We start from the raw sequence: 20,439 nt of genomic DNA on the forward strand, positions 1-20,439 counted from the left end.
CGAGGACTTGTAATGAATAGCTGGATTAGCTACTGAATGGTATAACTGTCTGAATCTATTTCGGAAAGATGGAAAAATCCTAAAGGATAATCATTGGGATTGGTTTGATTGAAAATGTTTCCTCTTAAAGTAGCTGGTGGTGTTGCAAAAGGGTTTCCTCCATCGCTTCCGGCAATGTTAAGTAATTTGTTCATATAATTACTGTATTGTTCTGTGATTCCCTGTAAGCTGAATTGTATTACATCTCCTTTTTTGAGTTTATCGTCCCGATACAAAGCAAACATCGAATTGCCTTGAAAAAATTCATCAGAAAGAACACCATATTCAGGATATGCAATATTAGCATTTTTAGCACCTACGAGATAAAAGTTATCTTGGGCTCCATTGTCCTGCCAATAGAATTTAATTTCATAAGAATCTTTGCCATCGATACCAGGTTTTATGCTTTGCTCTGTTGATGCTATTATTGGAGTGGGCATAAATTTAGATTTGGAAGTATAAGTCTGACCTTTGTAGGTTATGGTAAGCGTATATTCATTATTGATAATTGGGCTGAAATTATTGCAGACATATTCTCCTGTTTGTCCGTTTTCAATAAATTGAAAGGATACAGGAGTGCTAGGCGTTGTGTTGGCAACAACAACAGTGGCTCCTGTTGCCGCAGGAATGGTATTGGAATAAAAATCGGTTGTGGTGGTCAAATTAATTTTTTGAGCCGCTCCAGTAGTTCCTTTTTCCCATTTAATAGATGCGTCTATTACTAATTTTGGAGGAGCAGTGTCTAAATCGACATCGACTACATCTTCGCAGCTTACAAGTGAGAGCGTGGCAATTAGTAATAATATATATTGTTTCATGTTTTTCATTTTATTAAAATTTAAAATTATAAGAGACGGATGGAATTGCTCCAAAAATAGAAAGTCTTACTGCTTCGTTTGCGCCTGTATCTGCGTTTTCTCTAAAACTCATTGAGGCAGCATTTCGACGGTTGTATAGGTTATAAATACTAAAAACCCATTCGCTTTGCCATCCTTTCTTCTTGAAAGGTTTTGGAATATATGTGGCAGACACATCTAAATGATGGTAAAAGGGAAGACTGCTTCCATTTCGTTCTCCATAACTTGGTACGGTAATGCCTTGATAAATATATTGTCCATTCGGGTATGTCACGGGCTGTCCAGATTGGAAGGTGAAATTTGCTCCGAAATTCCATTTTTCGCTCAAAGTATAATTTCCTGTAAAAGCCAAGTTATGTAATTTATCGTAAGGAGAACGATACCATTCTCCGTTGTTAATTCCTATTTCATCAGGAGTTCTTCCAGGAGTTCTCTGCTGCGATTTTGATAAGGTATAAGCAATCCAGCCGTTAAATTTTCCTGTGTTTTTGCGCAGTAATATTTCCAAACCATACGAACGCATTTCGCCGTTAAGTATTACCTGCTCGATTGCTTCATTGGCAACTAAATCAGCACCATCGATGTAATCCATTCGGTTTTTTATTTTTTTATAAAAAGTTTCAACTTCTAAGGTATATTCGTTTTGCTTGAAATTATTAAAATATCCAAAAGCAACCTGGTCTGCAATTTGCGGCTTAATATACTCATCGCTTGGTGTCCACACATCCAGCGGAGTAGGAGAGGCGGTGTTTGAAACCAATTGCAGGTACTGCACCATACGGTTGTAACTGGCTTTGACAGATTGGTTATTGTTTAATTCGTAAGCTATAGATACACGAGGCTCAAAATTGTCATAGTTTGCAATGGTTTTGTTTTTTTCGTAAAAGGTCGTTCCGATAGGTTTTGCCTTTTCGTAAATTTTTAGATCAGAATCGTAAGCTACAGGCTGGCCATTTTCATATTGATTAATAGTTGAGCTTCCCAATCGGTTAAAAATACTGTAGCGAAAACCATAGTTAACAGCCAATTTATTGGTTAGAATTTGTTCTGCTTCCAGATAGATTCCATTTTCTAAAGCATATTTTTTTTCTAATTGTTTAAAATTAACGCTGGAATTACTTCCGCTTGGGTCAATTGTGCCAGGGTTGAAATCGTAATATGTAGAGTTGAAACCGTAGTTCAGTTTTATATTGTTGGATAAATAATGTTTGAAATCGTATTTTAAATTGTAGTTTCTAATGCCTGAATTCCAGTCGAATCCAAGGAAATCAAGTGTTAGTCCGTAATAGTAATCACTGTAGATAAACGATAAATTGGAGAATAATTTGTCGTTAAAAAGATGATTCCATCTCAGATTTAATGTCGCATTACCATACGTATTGGCAAAAGTTTCGTTTAGAGAAAATACATCTCGGCCAAAATATCCCGAAAGGTACAGGCTGTTATTGGGGTTGAATTTATAGTTCAGTTTTGTATTTAAATCATAAAAATAGGCCGAGTTGTCGTTGTTGGCTAATTTTAGAAAAAGATGCGCATAAGAAGCACGGCCACCCACTAAGAAAGAACCTTTGTCTTTTACAATAGGACCTTCGGCAAGAATTCGGCTGGTAATTAATCCGATTCCTCCATTCATGTGAAAATCATTGCTGTTCCCGTCTTTTTGATAAATATCTAAAACAGATGATGCTCTCCCTCCAAATTTAGAAGGAATTCCGCCTTTGTATAATTTTAAATCTTTGATGGCATCCGGGTTAAAAACAGAGAAAAAGCCAAAAACGTGTGAGGAATTAAAAATGGTTGCTTCGTCTAAAAGAATTAAATTTTGGTCGGCACCTCCACCGCGGACATTAAATCCAGATTGTCCTTCGCCAGCATTGGTAACGCCAGGCAGAAACAAAATAGATTTAATCACGTCTACTTCTCCCATTACAACCGGCATTTTTTTGATTGCCGAAATGGAGAGTTTGTTAACACTCATTTCGGGTTTTCTAATGTTGGCAGTATTTTTTTCGGAAGTAATTACTACTTCCTCTAGCTGTTGTCCAGATTCACTGAGAGAATAATTTTTTTTAGTGTTTTTGACTGACGAAATTTTTTCTGAAAAACTTTCAAAACCAACATAGCTAATGTTAATTTCATAATCTCCTTTGGGTAAGGTGATTGAATAAAATCCATATTCATTGGTTGTGGTGTTTATTTTTAATTCAGGAATTGCTACATTGACACCAATCAGGGTTTCATTGCTGTTAGCATCCGAAATGGTTCCGCTAATTGTGAACTTTTGTTTGTCAGCGTCGATATTGTTCTTCTTTTGCGAAAAAACAGTAAAAGAAATGAACAGAAATAAGGAAATGTAAGTAATTTTCTTTAAAATCATTTTTTTGTTTTTGAACTGCAAATATCAATATATTGCAGTTTAATTCGTACTTTATATGTGTTAATCTATCGTTAATATAGAGTAGCGAAAATTAATTTTGAGTAATTAAAAATCCATTCTGCCAAATGTTTTTTTGACAGAATGGATTATAAACAGAGTGCTTTTTTGTAAATTATTCTGTTGCTATTTGCAATTTCCCAGGCGTGGATTGTTGATGGAACTGCATTGAAATTGGTATTTGCTCTGGGCGTAGGCAGGCGTAGGATTGTCAGTAACTTCTAAAGGAGCTAATGCATGTCCGTTGTAGCTTGGCATTGTAATTTGTACAGCCGAACCATTTCCTAAGGCAACATTTTTTCCTGTGGCATTACCATTAAAACTATAATCTATCAGCGCATCCAAAAGACGATAAATTCCATAATAATCATATGCATCATACGATGTTTGGGTATTTGGTAATGTATGTTCGGCAGTATAAGTGTAGGTTGGAAGAATGCTTTTTTTGATTAAAATAAAATCTTTTTCCGAATTTGGGATATTGATATTATTGAAAATATCAATAGCTAACCGATGGTCATTAGTTACATCATCATCATAAACTTGAGTAATTAATTTTGTGTTAGCTGGAAAACTTTGTAAATCTTCGGATGTGATTTGGTGTGCATACCATTGTGCCATTGCAAAAATAAAACGGCCGTTTTTACCCCAGCCTTCATTTATAAAACCTCTGTGAGCTAATGCAAACGAAGCTCCGCCTCCAAACGAATGCCCCATAAAACCTACTTTTGAAGTATCAATGATATTTGGATAATCGGTTACAGCTTTCTTGAAACTTTCCCATAAAGTGCTGTATCTTTCATCTACTGTAACTCCCGTTGTTGGATAAGGAGCAAAAACAACAACATATCCTTTTTTGGCTATAAATTCATATAACCCAATATTGTAACTGCTTTCTTCTCCGCCAAAAGGATGGGAATAAAAAATGGTTGGTCTTGGAGTTGTTATCCCTTTTGGATAAAATATTTCTACATTTTTTCCAGAATATAATGGACTTGGGAAGGACACTTTTGCTACCGTATATTCTCCATCAGCACCATATCCGCTTTGAGGTCTTGAAATTGGACCAGCTAAATCATCGTCAATGTAAGGCAGTGTTGTAGGTTCTGAATCATTTTTGGAGCAAGAGGCAAAAAAAAGGGCGGCTAAAATAAGCTGAAAAATAACTTTCATGAGTTATGTTTTTTAAGGTTAGTTAGTCCTTGGATAATATTAATGAGGAAAGGTTTAATTTATTAAATAGTAGGTTAAAAGTTAGCATTCTATATTTCATGAACAGCTAATGGAAGATCTTCTGCGGTTTTTTCTTTGGCTCTCTTTTTTCCAAGTTTATCCACTCTGTACATTAGTATTATGGATATAACCGAAATACAGACAATTATAATTCCTAAGGTGTCATAATGTTCCAATGGGCTCAACTTATCTTTTTGCACAACGATAGTTCCTGCAAAAGCTGCCGCGATACCGCCAGCTATTTGCTGTAAGGATGAATTAATGCTCATAAACGCTCCTCTGTCCTGCATATCTGGAATTGCAGTTACTAGAGCGGTGGATGGTACCATGCGTCCCATAATTCCCATCATCATCAGCACATTTAAAAAAGCAACTATTACAAAAGGAGTAACTCCAAGATTCGTATAAACAGTAATTATTACAATGGTCCATAAAGAGCCAAATACGAATATTTTGTATTTGTCTATTCGGTCGCTTAATTTTCCAATTAACGGCATTACTACCAATGTTGCTATACCTGCAATCATGAATACCATTGGTAATTGATTTTCGGTGATGTGTAAATTGTTTATGGCAAAAGCACTGCCAAATGGCATCATCATAAAACCTCCGATGGAAAGTAATGCTGTGGCTGTAAATCCAACTCGGTAGTTTTTTTTGCCAATGGTATGGATTAAGTGTTTAATAGCTGATTTATCTGATTGTATCTCTAAGTGTTTTGTAATTGGTTTTAGTTTAGCGGCAATAATTAAAGCAATAATTCCTGCCATTCCTGCAACCCAAATAAAAGGAGCATGCCAGCCCCAAGCATTAGCAAGATACAAGCCAATAGGAATACCCAAAATCTGACTAGCTCCAAATCCCATTTGGATAAATCCCATCACGCGTCCGCGTTGCTGAAGACTGAACAAGTCGGCAACTATAGCCATAGAGATAGAGCCAATAACGCCTCCAAAAAGACCTGTAATAATTCGTGCGGCTACCAATAAATAATAGGTAGTAACTATACCGCATAAAATGGTTCCAGCAATAAAACCAATATAGAAGAACAGCAGTAATTTTTTTCTGTCGAATTTATCGGCAAAACCGGCAGTAAGCAGACCCGAAATACCAGCACTAAAAGCATAAGCAGAAACGACCAGGCCAAAATGCGTTGGTTTTAAACTTAACGATTTCATTAGTATATCGCCCAATGGAGACATGACCATAAAATCCAGTATTACTGTAAATTGTGTGATGGCCAGTAAAAAAACGGCTAATTTTTGATAGGATGTAAACGGTATGGCTTGATTATTTTTATCTTTCATTTTCTTTTATTTATTCTAATGCAGCACATTCAAAATCATGCTGATTAATTAGATGAATTATATGTTCTTCGGACAAAGTGTTCGTTACAATTCGTAAAACGCAATCAATATCTTCTTGATCTACATTCCATTCATGTATTTCAGAATGTTGGTCTAGTGTGCTGATTATTTTTTGTTTATCGTTTTCGGTTTTTATATTGGTTGCAAAAACCAATATGTTTTCTAAATGGTTTTCCATGTTTTGTTATTTTATGGTGTCAATGCTTTTATTACTAATTCAAATGCCTCATCCATTTTTTCTTTGGTGAGTTTAAAAGGGGTATCGCCAAAGCTTTTTCCTTCATTTTCAAAACGAAGTAATGCGTACAGAGGACCATAAGCAACACTCCAAAATACCTCGATAGAAATAGGTAACAATTCTTTTCTTTCTAACGCATTTTCAATAAAACGCCACATTGTCGTTTTAAAATCCGCAAGGCTCTCCTCTAAAATATTATCCCGATAACTCGAATGGGCTAATGCTTCCCAACAAGCAACTTTTAAAGGGTTTTTCAAAGTAAAACGTGCTCTGTTTTCCCACTGTTTTCGTAATCCTTCTTTAAAAGGCATAGTTGGGGAGAAATCTTTAATCATTTCACTAAAAAAGGTCTGTCCAATTTCTGTCCCGATTTTCCTTATCAAATCTTCTTTATCCGAGTAATAAATATAAAGTGTCGCTACAGAAACACCGCTTTCTTTTGCCAATCGATTCATTCCAAAGCCTTCAATGCCATATTTTACAAGCATTTCAATAGCTTTTTGTTTAACCAGTTCTTCTTTATTGGTGTTTCTTGTTCGCATCCGATTGAGTTTTATGATGCTAAAGTATTAAATATAAATGAATGTTCGCTTATTTATAAATATTTTTTTGCCTTAAATTTGAGTTCTGTCGAAATACCGCTTTGTTTTTTGGATTGAGCATCAGCTGCTATTGTGAATTTAAAACAAAATAATTTTTGGATTGATTGATTCTGAAAAGGATGGTTTTCATAAATTTATCTTTTAGAATTGTAAATAAATTAAAAAAATATAAATGGGATTAGTACAAAGTTTTTATAAAAATACTGCACTGAAGATAATGCTGTCTTTGTTTTTTGCAGTTTCTTTTCAAGGTTTAAATGCTCAAAATTTAAAAGGAATAACTAATGTAAGAGATACTTCCTATGCAACAGCCAGTGCTTTCAAATCAACTTTGAAATATTTTCCCAATACGACGATGGTTTCAAAACAGTATTTTGATTTTGTAAAACAAAAAAGTGATATTGTTTACTGCAGTTATGGAAAACGCAAAATGAAATTGGATGTCTTTTTTGATATAAATGCAAAGAAAAAACAAACTGCAATCATCATAATTCATGGTGGAGGCTGGCGTTCTGGAAACAGACAGCAGCACCATCCGATGGCTCAAAAACTTGCAAGTTTAGGGTACGTGTGTTTTACTCCTGAATACCGTCTTTCTACCGAAGCACTTTTTCCGGCAGCCATTTATGATTTAAAAGCAGCTATCCGCTGGGTTCGTGAAAATGCCGATCGATACAGCATAAATCCAAATCAAATAGTAACCCTTGGATTTTCAGCAGGCGGTGAATTGGCTGCTTTTATGGGGACAACTGGGAATATGCCGCTTTTTGAAGGTGTTGTAACCAATTCGGACTCGTTATCACAAGTAAATGCTGTTGTCGACATCGACGGTACTTTGTCTTTTGTGCATCCTGAATCAAGCGAAGGTGATGACAGCAAGAAAATATCGGCTGGAACATATTGGTTTGGATATTCCAAAAAAGAAAATCCGAAGCTTTGGGAAGCGGCTTCTCCATTGAGTTATGTAGGTACTGCTACGCCTCCAAGCATTGTTTATTAATAGTTCGGCAGCCAGAATGCACGCTGGCCGTGATGATTACAGAAAGGTTTTGAATGAAAATGGTATTTATTCAGAAGTTCATGAATTTGAGAATTCGCCACATTCTTTTTGTCTTTTTAATCCTTGGTTTGAGCCAACAATTCAGTATATAGATGGCTTTTTGACTAAAGTTTTTACCAAATAGAAAATAGTTTTTTATGAAAAAAATAGTTCTTTTACTTGTTCTGTGTTTCATAAGCACTACGCAGTTCTTAATGTCTCAAACATCCAATCCTGAAAAATACAAATACAGTTTTGTGGTTGCTAAAGATGGCAGCGGTGATTTTAAATACATTCAGGATGCTATTAATGCGATGCGCGTTTTTCCGTTAGCACCGATTGCTTTATATATCAAAAATGGAGTTTATAATGAAAAAGTAGAATTATCAGCAAATAATACAGATGTAACTTTTATAGGCGAAAGCGTCGATAAAACGATAATTAGTTTTGATGATTATTCTGGTAGAGGAAAAATGGGGACATTTGATTCTTATACCGTCAGAATTTCGGGAAACCGATTTAAAGCTGAGAATATTACTTTTGAAAATGCTGCGGGACGAGTGGGGCAGGCAGTTGCTTTATATGTTGATGCTGATAAAGCTGTTTTTAAAAACTGTAAATTTCTAGGAAACCAAGATACAATTTTCAATGGGAGAGAATATTCCAGACAGTTTTTTGTAGATTGTCATATTGAGGGAACTACCGATTTTATATTCGGACCAGCGACTGCAGTATATAAAAACTGTACGCTTCTTTGCAAAGCGGATTCTTATATCACTGCTCCGAATACTCCAAAAGATAAAGAATTCGGTTTAGTTTTTATAGAGTGCAAAGTGATTTGTGCCAATGAGGTAACCAAAATGTATTTGGGTCGGCCATGGCGGGCTTGGGGGAAATCAGTATTTATTCGATGTGAATTACCGGAGCAAATTGCTTCAGAAGCTTGGAGTAATTGGTCAAATCCAGAAAATGAAAAAACTGCTTTTTTTGCGGAATATGAATGCAATGGAAAAGGTTTTAAACCCAAAGAGCGAGTTTCTTGGTCGCATCAATTAAAGAAAACGGAAGCTGAAAGATATGTGCTGAAGACTGTTTTGGGTAATAATTCAAAATCTGCTGAGAAGGAATGGTATGAATTGTAATTGTTTACAAAACAGGATTATGCTGTGAAATAAGCGAGTAAAAAAAAGACAGCCCTTTCGAACTGTCTTTTAAATATATAAACTAAAATAAATTAAGCAGTTTTCAATGCTGTAATTTTATCTATAATTGTGTTGAATGTTTCGCTTGGACGCATTGCCTTGCTAACTAATTCAGGTGTTGGCTGGTAGTACCCACCAATCTCTTGTGCTTTTCCTTGTGCTCCAATTAATTCACTGTTGATTTTTGCTTCATTAGCTTCAAATTCAGCTGCAATAGGAGTGAAGATCGCTTTCAATTCAGCATCTTTTGTTTGAGCGGCCAAAGCTTGTGCCCAGTAAAATGCTAAATAGAAGTGAGACCCTCTGTTGTCAATTTGTCCAACTTTACGTGCTGGAGATTTGTCGGTAGCCAAGAATTTATCATTAGCTTCATCTAAAGTCTCTGATAAAATAATTGCTTTAGAATTATCTAATGTTTGCCCTAAATGCTCTAATGAAGCTCCTAAAGCTAAGAACTCACCTAGGGAATCCCAACGTAAATATCCTTCTTGAATAAATTGTTCAACGTGCTTTGGAGCAGATCCGCCTGCACCTGTTTCGAATAAACCGCCACCGTTCATTAATGGAACGATAGATAACATTTTTGCAGAAGTTCCAACTTCAAGAATTGGGAATAAGTCAGTTAAATAATCACGCAATACGTTTCCTGTTACAGAAATAGTATCTAAACCTTTGATGATTCTTTCTAAAGTAAATTCAGTCGCTGCAATTGGATTAAGAATACGAATGTCTAAAGCAGATGTATCGTAATCTTTTAAATATTTTTGAACCTTAACGATTAATTCTCTGTCGTGAGCTCTGTTTTCGTCTAACCAAAATACGGCTGGAGTGTTAGATAAACGAGCTCTGTTTACTGCTAGTTTAACCCAGTCCTGAATTGGAGCATCTTTGGCCTGGCACATTCTGAAAATGTCATTAGCTTCAACAGTTTGTTCCATTAAAACGTTTCCGTTTTGGTCAACCACACGAACAGCTCCGTCAGCTTTCATTTGGAAAGTTTTGTCATGAGATCCGTATTCTTCTGCTTTTTGAGCCATCAAGCCTACGTTTGGCACACTTCCCATTGTAGTTGGATCAAAAGCACCATGTTTTTTACAAAAATCGATAGTAGCAGTATAAATTCCAGCATAACATCTGTCTGGAATAACGGCAAAAGTATCTTGCTGTTTTCCGTCTTTATCCCACATTTGTCCAGAAGTACGGATCATAGCCGGCATAGAAGCATCTACGATTACATCTGATGGTACATGCAGGTTGGTAATTCCCTTTTCAGAATTTACCATTGCCAATGCTGGACCATTTTCTATCGCCTGACTGATTGCAGCTTCGACTTCAGCTTGTTCTGGTCTTCCGGCAATTTTTGCATATACATCACCTAAACCATTTCTGGTGTCGACACCTATTTCAGCAAATAAAGCAGCATATTTTTCAAAAACAGAGGCGAAATAAACTTCTACAATAGCGCCAAAAATAATTGGATCTGAAACTTTCATCATCGTAGCTTTCAAGTGAACTGAAAGCAATACGTTTTGTTCTTTAGCTTCTTTGATTATTTTAGCAACAAAACTTTTTAAGGCATTTACGTTTAATACTGAACTGTCAATGATTTCACCCGCTTTCAAAGGAGTGCTTGCTTTTAAAACAGTAGTTGAACCGTCTTTTGCAACGAATTCTATTTTTACATCATTCACCTCAGCAATAGTAACTGATTTTTCACTTCCGTAAAAATCACCGCTTTCCATTGATGCTACTTTTGTTTTTGAATCAGATGACCAAGCTCCCATCGAGTGAGGATTGGCTTTAGCAAAATTCTTTACGGCTCTTGGTGCTCTACGGTCAGAGTTTCCTTCGCGTAAAACTGGGTTTACTGCAGAACCTAAAACTTTAGAATATTTTGCTTTAATTTCTTTCTCAGAATCACTTTGAGGATCTTCAGGAAAATTTGGCACTGCATAGCCATGAGACTGCAATTCTGCAATAGCCGCTTTTAATTGTGGTACCGATGCAGAAACATTCGGTAATTTTATAATGTTAGCTTCAGGTGTAGTAGCTAATTTTCCAAGTTCAGATAATGCATCAACTGCTTTTTGATCTTCTTTTAAAAACTCAGGAAAGTTTGATAAAATTCTTCCTGCAAGAGAAATATCTCTTGTTTCTATTTCGATATCAGAAGTAGCAGTAAATGCTTGAACAATTGGTAAAAAAGAGTAGGTTGCCAATAAAGGAGCCTCATCTGTCAGTGTGTAAAAAATCTTAGCTTTTGATGTCATTTTTTTATTTTTTTGATCTAAATCATAAAGTTATAAACAGGCCTTATGGACAATTATAACGATTGAGATAAGGCGGGCAAAGATATGAAATGAAGTTGTAATAGTGTTTTAAATTTAATATAAAAAAATAATATTAAAAGCTTATTCTGTGATATTCTTAATTTGCTATTTTTAATACCTTTTGATTTTTGAATTGTGATTTTTGACCCCTAAAAATTATCAAAAAAAAAGTCCCAATCTCGATTTTCATCGGTTGGGACTTTTTTATCATTAAAGAAATAGAGTGAACTATCTTCTTTTATCTCTAATCTTAGCTTTTTTACCAGTAAGTTCTCTGAAGTAGAAAATTCTAGCTCTACGTACAGCACCTTTCTTGTTGATTTCAATTTTTTGCAAAGCTGGTAAGTTAACTGGGAAGATACGCTCAACTCCAATTGCTCCTGACATTTTACGAATTGTAAAAGTTTCAGTGTTTCCAGATCCTCTTCTTTGAATAACAACACCTTTAAAAAACTGTGTTCTTGTTTTTTCACCCTCTTTAATTTCGTAGTAAACTGTGATTGTGTCTCCAGCTCCGAATGCAGGGAAATCTTTTCTTGTTACGAATTCGTCTTGAACGAATTTCAATAAATCTGCCATTTTGTTTTAATTTTATGGTTTTAAAAGAGCAACATTCACGGTTTTCGCCAGAGGTTGGTCTAATGAGGGTGCAAAATTAAATAAAAAATATGAATTGTGAATTATGAATTGTGATTTTTTTAATTGGTTAGCTTATTTGGGAAAAGCCGTAAAAAAAGAGCTTTTATTACTTAGAAGCTCTTTTTGTGATTTGTATTGTTAGAATAAATTTAAGGAATCATTTTTGCTTGTTTTACCTTTTGCATGGTTTCTGCGGTTTTTTCGCCTGTTTTTGATTTAATATCGCTGTATTTGTTTATGCCCAACGACGAAGTCAGCGTTTTGTCTCTTTTATCAAATAGTTTGTTGATTTCTTTATCGCGATCTTCTTTTGATAAATTCTTTTCGTCCAAACCAAACAATTCTAATACTAATGTACTGTTGGCATTTTCAAAGGAGGTTTTTTCATCTGCACTTAGTGCAATACCGTAAGTTTTGTTGAGTTCATTCAATAAGGATTTTTTATTTATTCCTTGAGCAGAAGAAATGGCTGAAATGAAAAAAGCAGCTGTTAAGGTTACTTTGAAGATTAATTCTTTCATGATTTTATACTTTTAAAAGTTATTAAGAAGTGAACTAATTCTTATTGTAAAGTATAAATATATGAAAATTAATCGTTTAATAAGTCAGGTCTCCTGTTCTTTGTATGTTCATAGGCTGTATCTTCTCTCCATTTGTCAATTTTTGCGAAATGACCGCTCAAGAGCACATCGGGAACTTTCCAGCCTTTATAATCGGCTGGTCGTGTATAGATAGGGCCTGAAAGCAAACCGTCTTGAAAACTGTCGGTCAAGGCTGATGTTTCATCACTTAACACACCAGGGATTAATCGGATTAAAGCATCAGATAATACAAGGGCACCCAATTCGCCTCCAGATAAAACGTAATCACCTATTGAGATTTCTTTGGTTATAAAATGGTCGCGAACACGCTGGTCAACTCCTTTATAATGGCCGCACAAAATAATAATATTCTGGTACATTGACATGGTGTTTGCCATTTTTTGGTTTAGCGTTTCACCATCAGGAGACATATAAATGATTTCATCGTATGATCTTTCGCTTTTCAAATGAGTAATGCAGGCATCTATTGGCTGAACAGTCATGACCATTCCGGCACCGCCGCCAAAAGGATAATCGTCAACACTTTTTTGCTTGTTGGTCGTATAATCTCTTAAATTATGAATATGAACCTCTACCAGTCCTTTGTCTATGGCACGTTTCATAATCGAAGCTTCAAAAGGGCTTCTTAATAATTCAGGTAATACGGTTATGATGTCAATTCTCATGTTGCTTTTTTAAGAACGGCAAAGGTATAAAATTTTTAACCGCAAAGCCGGCAAAGAATTACGTTATACATACAAAGCTTAGCGAACTTTGCAGTTAATTTTTCTTTATGAATAATAATTAAAAGACTGGCTGACTAAAAACTCCATTCTTTGTAGCTTAATTCTTTTTCAATTTTTTCTTCGATTCTTTCTACTAGCTTTTGGTTGAAGTCAATACCGGTAATTTGTTCAATCTCATCAATAGTAGCGGCAAATTTATAGAGTGGTGCATCCGATTTTTCGTTAGGGACCAAAAATGAAATCATGTTCAAGCTGTTGTTTTCTGCCCGAACCACAATTTTGAAAAAATAATCAGGCACCGAAACTTCTTCCACGCCAATAGTTACTAAATTATCGTGCAGAATGCTTCCGGTTACTATAAAGAGAGCTGTGTATTTATCAGCCCAATATCTGACTTTTTGTTCCAGCCGATTCCATATTCCAGCGTTAAAAGCTCTGTTTTGAGGTGCAACATTCGAAGTGTAAAAGGTTTCTGCATAAGCTTCTTCCGAAAATTTCATATCTGCTGCAGGAACGAGGTGTCCTTTGTCGTACCCCGTGTCTTTGTAGTTTTTCCAATGAGCCGATTCGGTATCGACTAGTGGATCCTGTTTGAAATAAGGGCGGTCGTAATGATGCTGATATCGGGATTGCGCTGTTAAATAATAAGCAGTCCATTCAGCTTGTTCGTGTTCTTCAGAATAGGAGAGGAAGAAATGCTTATGCCTGATTATACTCATAAATGAGCGTTCTTTTATGGGATTGGAGATTAAACGCCAAATTGTTTCAAGTGGTGATCAATGTGTTTCCACATTAATTTGTTCCAATCTTTATAGGTCATTTTTCCCCAAAAAGGATGATTCATTACTGTAATGGGTACAGGTTTTTCAGTAAAACGACTGAAGTTTTTTATCAATTCGCTCTTTGCCTGATCGAAATCATATTTTGCTGTAAAAATAAATTCTTTGGCTGTTGGACTGTTTTTTTCAAATCCAAAATTAAAGATATTCTTTTTTGACATTTTGCCTAAAAGTTTAGAAATAAAATTTACTTTTATATTCTTTTCGCCGAATGCAACAATAATAATTTCATTGGCGTGTTTAAGCATTTGATCCACTGACATTTTCCCCCATAATGGCTTACTATCAGGTTCAAGAATAATGATTCTATCTATAATAGATTGATTATCAATTTTGTCGAATATAGAATTCATGTTTTATGTTTAAACTAATACGACAAATATATATTTTTTTTTGTATGAATAGTATTAAATATTTAAAATTTTTAATACTATTTGTGATAATAAAATGGAGGATATTTTTTTTTGTTATATTTACATTTTAATGTTAAAAAAATATTAATTATGAAAATTTTACATAGGTCTCTCTTTATCAGTTTATTATGTTTTGTTTTTTCACTGCAGGCTCAAAATAATGATATAAAAATGAAAAACCCACTATTGCAAAAAAGTGTTTTACAGTATCAGGCACCCGATTTTAGTACTATTAAAGACGAAGATTTTAAACCTGCTTTTGATTACGGTTTGAAAATTAATGTCCAAGAGATTGAAGCTATTGCCAACAATCCTGCAAAACCAACTTTTCAAAATACCGTTTTGGCATTAGAAATCAGTGGAGAAGTTTTGAACAGGGCAATTGGTATTTTTTATAATCTGACAGGTTCCAATACCAATCCGACGTTGCAAGCTATTGAGGCAGAATATGCTCCTGTTTTCTCAGGTCACACAGACAAAATTTATCTGAACAGTAAATTGTACAATCGTTTCAAAGCAATCGATTTGAATAAACTGAAAGGTGAAGACAAAAAATTGACAGAATACTATTTGCAGCAATTTGAATTAAACGGAGCTAATTTATCTGAAGCGAATAAAGAAAAACTGAAGAAAATCAATGAAGAGTTAGCGAGTTTGAGTACTCTTTTCAGTAATAAATTATTACTGGCTCGAAAAAATGGAGCCGTTTTATTTGATAATACTACCGATTTAGATGGATTGAGTGCTGCCGAAATTGAAGCAGCCAAGCAAAAAGCTAAAGAGGCAGGATATGAAAATAAGTATTTAATAGGATTATTGAATACGACTCAACAGCCTTTGCTGGTTAGTTTGAAAAACCGTGCGACCAGAGAAAAAATATACAAATCGTCTTGGTACCGCGCCGAAAAAAATGATGAAGGCGATACGCGTGAGGTACTGGAAAAAACAGCTAGACTTCGTTTGCAAAAAGCCAATTTGATGGGCAAGAAAAGTTTTGCCGAATGGAAGCTGCAAGATCAAATGGCGCAGACACCAACACCTGCTATGGAATTGTTAGCCAAAATAGCAGCTCCAGCAGTTGCCAAAGCCAAAGTGGAAGCTAAAGAAATACAGGATTTAATAGATGCTCAAAACGGCGGTTTCAAATTGGAAGCTTGGGACTGGAATTTCTATGCAGAGCAAGTTCGTAAAGCTAAATATGATTTGGATGAAAGTCAGATTAAACCTTATTTTGAATTGATCAGTGTACTGGAAAATGGAGTGTTTTATGCAGCAAAACAAATGTATGGCATCAGTTTCAAGGAACGAAAAGATTTGCCTGTGTACAATACTGATGTAAAAGTGTATGAAGTTTTTGATGATAAAGGAACATCAATCGCTATTTATTATTTAGATTTTTATACCCGTGACAATAAAAATGGAGGGGCTTGGATGAGTAATTTAGTGAGCCAATCACATTATTTGAAGCAAAAACCTGTAATTGTAAACGTTTACAATTTTTCAAAACCAGTTGGCGGTAATCCTTCTTTAATTAGTTTTGATGATGTAACTACTATGTTCCATGAATTTGGGCATACATTGCACGGATTGTTTGCCAACCAAGAATATGTATCGTTATCCGGAACTTCGGTACCGAGGGATTATGTAGAGTTTCCATCTCAAATTAATGAGCATGCAGCGTTAGATCCAGCAGTTCTAAAAAACTATGCTATTCATTACCAAACCAAACAACCTATTCCACAAGAGTTAATCGATAAAATTAAGAAAGCCGAAACCTTTAATAAAGGTTATGATGTGACCGAAATTTTGGCAGCATCAACCCTTGACATGGCTTGGCACAGCGTCGAAAAAGAATCTGATTTTAAACCAACGTTGGTTTTCGAGAAAGAAGCTTTAGAGAAATATGGTTTATTGGTAAACGAAGTGCCTACACGCTATCATAGCCCTTATTTTGCGCACATTTGGGGAGGCGGTTATTCTGCGGGTTATTATGCGTACACTTGGTCTAAAACTTTGGACTATAATGCATTTGACTGGATGCAGGCCAATGGCGGTATGACAAGAGCCAACTGTGAGCGATTCAAAAAATATATACTGTCAGTAGGGAATAGTGTGGATTTAAATAAGGCGTTCAAAGATTTCATTGGTCATGATATGAAAACCGAACCGTATTTAAAAAACGCTGGACTATCAGCAGAGTAATTAATAAAATTAAAAATATAAAAATGGCATCCGAAAGGGTGTCATTTTTTTTGGAGCTGTTTCCTGCTATCCGTTGCAATCTTTTTTTCGGCAAAAAAAGCCTCAAAAAAGGATTTTCACTACTATCAGGGCTAGGCAGCAGTGGGATTATCGTTTTCATAAAAACTGTTTCATTTCATAACAAAAGGACTCAAAAACACAACTCCTGTTTTAAAAGTAGTGCAAAGTAAAATTTAATATATTTACGGGCTAGAAAATATAAATATGGATTTTTTTGAAAAATCAATTATTGAACTCCAAAAGCAAAGGCCAATATTTCATTCTGAAGATGATTTAAAATTAGCTTTAGCATTTAAAATTAAAGAAAATAATCCCGAATTTGAGATTCGTCTCGAAAGACCTGTAGAATTAGAAATGATTAATAGAAATGGTAAAAAAATAACTGTTAGAGCTCCAATCGATATAATTGTTATTGATACTAATGGTGATTATTATCCTATCGAATTAAAATACAAAACGAGAAAAACAAATATTTTCTTTAATGAAGAAAATTACATTTTAGCGGAACATGGGGCTACAGATGTTGGAAGATTTAGTTTTAGAAAAGATATCTTTAGAATTGAAAATTATAAATCAAAGAATTTGAATTATAAATATGGATATGTTTTGATTTTAACAAATGATAAAGCATATTTTGAAAAAAATGTTTTTGAAAAAGACAATATTGATAAACATTTTTCATTCCATAATGGTACTATTCTTAATCGTTTTGATTCAAGCTGGAATTACAGTAAGATTGATCAAACTAAATTCATATTAAACGAAAATAATGTTTGGTCTAACATTCAATTAAAAGAACACTGGACATGCAAAAAAGAACACTTTTACAAATTGGATTTGTTAAATGACTATGAAATTACTTGGAAAGATTTTTCAATAATTGAGAAAATAAACTTTAAATATTGCCTCATAAAAATAGAATAGTAACGACTCACATTAAATGTCTCTAGCTATTTGCAAATTTACTAGAATTTAATTTTTATTTTCGTTTAGCCGAAAATATTCGGTTTTCATAACTTGCAAACAGCTAGAATCAATAGAGCGTTATGGTTTTCTAAAACACAACACCGAAGCCTAATAAATTAAATGAAACACACATTTTACATACTTACATTCTTATTCTTTAATCAATTGTATTCACAGAAAATTTTTGTGCAGACAGTGTATAAAAGCGTTCCGCCACAAGAGTTTTCATTAGAAAATAATGAGTTTGTTTTTGATGTAAAAGAAGGAACTCTCAATAAAAAAAACACTAAGGATAATGTAGAAAACAAATATTACATTGAGTTCAAAAAAGAGTTCTATGATGAAAACAATAATTTTTATTTTGTAGAATATAAAACTGATTTTAAAAAGCACAACCAAAATGCTGGCAGTAAATCAGAAATTGGTCTTTTTACAATTATGTACGATAAAAAAGAGGGAACAGTTTTGACCGTCATTTTAAACTTTTTAGATGCTGACGGTGCGGCTTTATATCTAACTGAAAAAGGAGAAGAATCTCCAAAAGTAAAAACTCTTTTTGAATAAAATATAAGCATTGCTAAATCTATGCTGTTAACTCAAAACAGTGTCATTCAATTCTAAAAGAGCTTGTTTATTGCTCACAGAATAATATTTTAAAGAATACTCATGACCGCAATTAAAGGATTTTAATATTGTTTGAATTGCAGTCTATGAGTTGTTTTTGCATAGAAAGATAGAAAAATACGGATGTGACGTAGAGATACATTCTAACTGATAAAATAAAAACACGATGCAAAGTTTTGGAGCAAGCAAAGAATTTATAAAAGACGAAGAATCCGAGTGGGAAGCTGTTGGCGATGGGATTAAGCGCAAAATAATGGGTTATGATGACACCATTATGATGGTGAATGTTCTTTTCGAAAAAGGAGCTATTGGAACGCTGCATGAACATTATCATTCGCAAGTTACCAATGTTGCCAAAGGAGCATTCGAAGTAACAATCAATAATGTGACAAAAGTGATGAAAGAAGGCGATTGTTTTTACATTCCGCCTCACGTGATTCACGGAGTGCTTTGTCTTGAAGATGGTTTGCTGATAGATGTTTTTAGTCCTATTCGCGAAGATTTTATGCAGAAAAAAGCATATTAACAGCGAATTCTAAAAATGACAGTATTTGCAAATCGCCAACTCTAATTATTTTTGTAAATTTGCACTTCAATAAAAAACAAACAATATGGAAAACGGAATATACGCTAAATTCAATACCGCAAAAGGATCGATTTTAGTAAAATTAACACACGATTTAACTCCAGGAACTGTAGGTAACTTTGTGGCTCTTGCCGAAGGAAATATGGAAAATAAAGTAAAACCTCAAGGGCAAAAATTCTACGATGGTTTGAATTTCCATAGAGTGATCCCTGATTTTATGATTCAAGGCGGTTGTCCAAAAGGAACAGGAACGGGAGATCCAGGTTATAAATTTGATGATGAGTTTCACCCATCTTTAAAACATGACAAACCGGGAGTTTTGGCTATGGCTAATTCAGGACCAGGATCTAATGGTTCTCAATTTTACATTACGCATGTTCCAACAAGCTGGTTGGATAATAAACATACTGTTTTTGGTCACGTAATCGAAGGACAAGATGTAGTTGATGCTGTTGCCCAAGGTGATTCATTAGATACATTAGAAATTATCAGAGTAGGTGAAGAAGCTCAAAAATGGAATGCTATCGAAGCTTTTATTGGTTTAAAAGGTGCTCGTTTGAAAAAAGAAGCAGCTTTGAAAGCAGAATCAGAAGCAAAAATGGAAACATTAGCTGCAGGTTTTGAAAAAACAGAAAGCGGTTTGCGTTACCAATTCATCCAAAGAGGTTCTGGTAAAAAAGCAGAAAGCGGAAAAACAGTTGCTGTTCACTATGAAGGATCATTGGAAAGCGGTAAAGTTTTTGATTCTTCTTATCCAAGAAAAAAACCAATTGAATTCAGATTGGGGCAAGGACAGGTAATTGAAGGCTGGGATGAAGGTATTGCTTTGTTGCAAGTTGGAGATAAAGCTCGTTTTGTAATCCCATCTGATTTAGGATACGGACCAGCAGGAGCAGGTGGTGTTATTCCACCAAATGCGATCTTGATTTTCGATGTAGAATTGATGGACGTAAAATAATAAGTAAGCAGTGGTCAGTTTTTAGTGATCAGTGATTATTGCAATAAATAGGGAATTCCAAAACGGTAAAACGTTTTGGGATTTTTTTTTGCTTTTAACTTAGTATCTTAGTCACATAGAATCTTAGTAACTTAACAAAATATGGATTTATCTTGGTCAGAATTTGAAAGGGTAGAAATGCGTGTGGGAACAATACTCGAAGTTAATGATTTTCCAGAAGCTCGAAAGCCCGCTTTTCAGCTTACAATTGATTTTGGAACTGCTATCGGAATCCGAAAAACATCGGCTCAAATCACTAAACGGTATACCAAAGAAGTTTTGACAGGAAGACAAATTGTAGCTGTAGTCAATTTTCCAAAAAAGCAAATCGGAAAGTTTATGAGTGAATGTTTGGTGCTTGGTGCAGTAGGCGGGGACGTGATTTTATTGGCTCCCGATTTCAAAATAGAAAATGGATTGCGAATAGGCTAATATTATGGACTGT

The 20,439-nt window shown here is 34.7% G+C and carries 21 protein-coding genes; 9 read left to right on the plus strand and 12 right to left on the minus strand.

What is annotated here, in order from left to right; all coding sequences use genetic code 11:
• Nucleotides 1–29: 29 nt before the first annotated feature.
• The 6 genes from AC1DVP_RS00265 to AC1DVP_RS00290 all read right to left on the minus strand — a co-directional run bounded on the left by AC1DVP_RS00265 (nt 30) and on the right by AC1DVP_RS00290 (nt 6,710).
• On the minus strand, nt 30–866 hold the full coding sequence (locus AC1DVP_RS00265; RefSeq protein ID WP_477181548.1) for a DUF4249 family protein: 837 nt from the start codon (nt 864–866) through the stop codon (nt 30–32).
• Between the two features lie 4 nt (nt 867–870).
• Nucleotides 871–3,273, minus strand: coding sequence for a TonB-dependent receptor (locus AC1DVP_RS00270; protein ID WP_477181549.1), 2,403 nt, complete (start codon nt 3,271–3,273; stop codon nt 871–873).
• 183 nt (nt 3,274–3,456) lie between these two features.
• Nucleotides 3,457–4,503: an alpha/beta hydrolase gene (locus AC1DVP_RS00275; protein WP_477181550.1), complete on the minus strand. Its 1,047-nt coding sequence runs from the start codon at nt 4,501–4,503 to the stop codon at nt 3,457–3,459.
• 89 nt (nt 4,504–4,592) lie between these two features.
• Nucleotides 4,593–5,870, minus strand: coding sequence for an MFS transporter (locus tag AC1DVP_RS00280; protein ID WP_477181551.1), 1,278 nt, complete (start codon nt 5,868–5,870; stop codon nt 4,593–4,595).
• 10 nt (nt 5,871–5,880) lie between these two features.
• On the minus strand, nt 5,881–6,108 hold the full coding sequence (locus AC1DVP_RS00285) for a hypothetical protein (protein ID WP_477181552.1): 228 nt from the start codon (nt 6,106–6,108) through the stop codon (nt 5,881–5,883).
• Between the two features lie 11 nt (nt 6,109–6,119).
• Nucleotides 6,120–6,710, minus strand: a complete 591-nt coding sequence (locus tag AC1DVP_RS00290) for a TetR/AcrR family transcriptional regulator (protein ID WP_477181553.1) — start codon at nt 6,708–6,710, stop codon at nt 6,120–6,122.
• Nucleotides 6,711–6,942: 232 nt separating this feature from the next.
• Between AC1DVP_RS00290 and AC1DVP_RS00295 the strand changes: the two genes are divergently transcribed.
• From AC1DVP_RS00295 to AC1DVP_RS00305, 3 genes are read left to right on the plus strand one after another with little or no spacing between them, the layout of a single operon-like run.
• Nucleotides 6,943–7,770, plus strand: coding sequence for an alpha/beta hydrolase fold domain-containing protein (locus tag AC1DVP_RS00295; protein WP_477181554.1), 828 nt, complete (start codon nt 6,943–6,945; stop codon nt 7,768–7,770).
• Nucleotides 7,760–7,954 (plus strand): hypothetical protein, encoded by a 195-nt coding sequence (locus AC1DVP_RS00300; RefSeq protein WP_477181555.1) that lies wholly within the window; start codon nt 7,760–7,762, stop codon nt 7,952–7,954. Before AC1DVP_RS00295 ends, AC1DVP_RS00300 begins: the two co-directional genes overlap by 11 nt.
• A gap of 13 nt (nt 7,955–7,967) precedes the next feature.
• Nucleotides 7,968–8,951, plus strand: coding sequence for a pectinesterase family protein (locus tag AC1DVP_RS00305; protein WP_477181556.1), 984 nt, complete (start codon nt 7,968–7,970; stop codon nt 8,949–8,951).
• A gap of 92 nt (nt 8,952–9,043) precedes the next feature.
• On the opposite strand, the gene AC1DVP_RS00310 is transcribed toward AC1DVP_RS00305, so the two are convergent.
• The 6 genes from AC1DVP_RS00310 to AC1DVP_RS00335 all read right to left on the minus strand — a co-directional run bounded on the left by AC1DVP_RS00310 (nt 9,044) and on the right by AC1DVP_RS00335 (nt 14,499).
• Nucleotides 9,044–11,281: an NADP-dependent isocitrate dehydrogenase gene (locus tag AC1DVP_RS00310; RefSeq protein WP_477181557.1), complete on the minus strand. Its 2,238-nt coding sequence runs from the start codon at nt 11,279–11,281 to the stop codon at nt 9,044–9,046.
• Nucleotides 11,282–11,569: 288 nt separating this feature from the next.
• Nucleotides 11,570–11,920: a 50S ribosomal protein L19 gene (rplS, locus tag AC1DVP_RS00315; RefSeq protein WP_477181558.1), complete on the minus strand. Its 351-nt coding sequence runs from the start codon at nt 11,918–11,920 to the stop codon at nt 11,570–11,572.
• A 209-nt stretch (nt 11,921–12,129) separates the two neighbouring features.
• Nucleotides 12,130–12,501 (minus strand): hypothetical protein, encoded by a 372-nt coding sequence (locus AC1DVP_RS00320; protein WP_477181559.1) that lies wholly within the window; start codon nt 12,499–12,501, stop codon nt 12,130–12,132.
• A 68-nt stretch (nt 12,502–12,569) separates the two neighbouring features.
• Entirely contained in the window at nt 12,570–13,247 is a 678-nt protein-coding gene (gene trmD / locus AC1DVP_RS00325) for a tRNA (guanosine(37)-N1)-methyltransferase TrmD (protein ID WP_477181560.1), read from the minus strand.
• A gap of 134 nt (nt 13,248–13,381) precedes the next feature.
• Complete coding sequence (locus tag AC1DVP_RS00330) at nt 13,382–14,026, minus strand: DNA/RNA non-specific endonuclease (protein ID WP_477181561.1); 645 nt, start codon at nt 14,024–14,026, stop codon at nt 13,382–13,384.
• A gap of 29 nt (nt 14,027–14,055) precedes the next feature.
• A complete protein-coding gene (locus AC1DVP_RS00335; RefSeq protein WP_477181562.1) occupies nt 14,056–14,499 on the minus strand; it encodes a DUF1569 domain-containing protein in 444 nt (147 codons plus the stop codon).
• A 231-nt stretch (nt 14,500–14,730) separates the two neighbouring features.
• Here AC1DVP_RS00335 and AC1DVP_RS00340 point away from each other — a divergent pair, with 231 nt between their 5' ends.
• The 6 genes from AC1DVP_RS00340 (at nt 14,731) to AC1DVP_RS00365 (ending at nt 20,426) form a co-directional block, all read left to right on the plus strand.
• Entirely contained in the window at nt 14,731–16,761 is a 2,031-nt protein-coding gene (locus AC1DVP_RS00340; RefSeq protein ID WP_477181563.1) for a M3 family metallopeptidase, read from the plus strand.
• 264 nt (nt 16,762–17,025) lie between these two features.
• The gene (locus tag AC1DVP_RS00345; RefSeq protein WP_477181564.1) at nt 17,026–17,745 is read left to right on the plus strand and encodes a hypothetical protein; all 720 of its coding nucleotides are present in this window, start codon (nt 17,026–17,028) and stop codon (nt 17,743–17,745) included.
• A 162-nt stretch (nt 17,746–17,907) separates the two neighbouring features.
• Nucleotides 17,908–18,351 carry a hypothetical protein gene (locus AC1DVP_RS00350; RefSeq protein WP_477181565.1) on the plus strand — a complete coding sequence of 148 codons (444 nt, stop codon included), beginning with the start codon at nt 17,908–17,910 and terminating at the stop codon, nt 18,349–18,351.
• A 226-nt stretch (nt 18,352–18,577) separates the two neighbouring features.
• Nucleotides 18,578–18,937: a cupin domain-containing protein gene (locus tag AC1DVP_RS00355; protein WP_477181566.1), complete on the plus strand. Its 360-nt coding sequence runs from the start codon at nt 18,578–18,580 to the stop codon at nt 18,935–18,937.
• Between the two features lie 85 nt (nt 18,938–19,022).
• Entirely contained in the window at nt 19,023–19,955 is a 933-nt protein-coding gene (locus tag AC1DVP_RS00360; protein ID WP_477181567.1) for a peptidylprolyl isomerase, read from the plus strand.
• A 141-nt stretch (nt 19,956–20,096) separates the two neighbouring features.
• Entirely contained in the window at nt 20,097–20,426 is a 330-nt protein-coding gene (locus tag AC1DVP_RS00365; protein ID WP_477181568.1) for a tRNA-binding protein, read from the plus strand.
• The last annotated feature ends 13 nt before the right edge of the window (nt 20,427–20,439 follow it).

Source organism: Flavobacterium sp. P3_A6, from assembly GCF_056403035.1.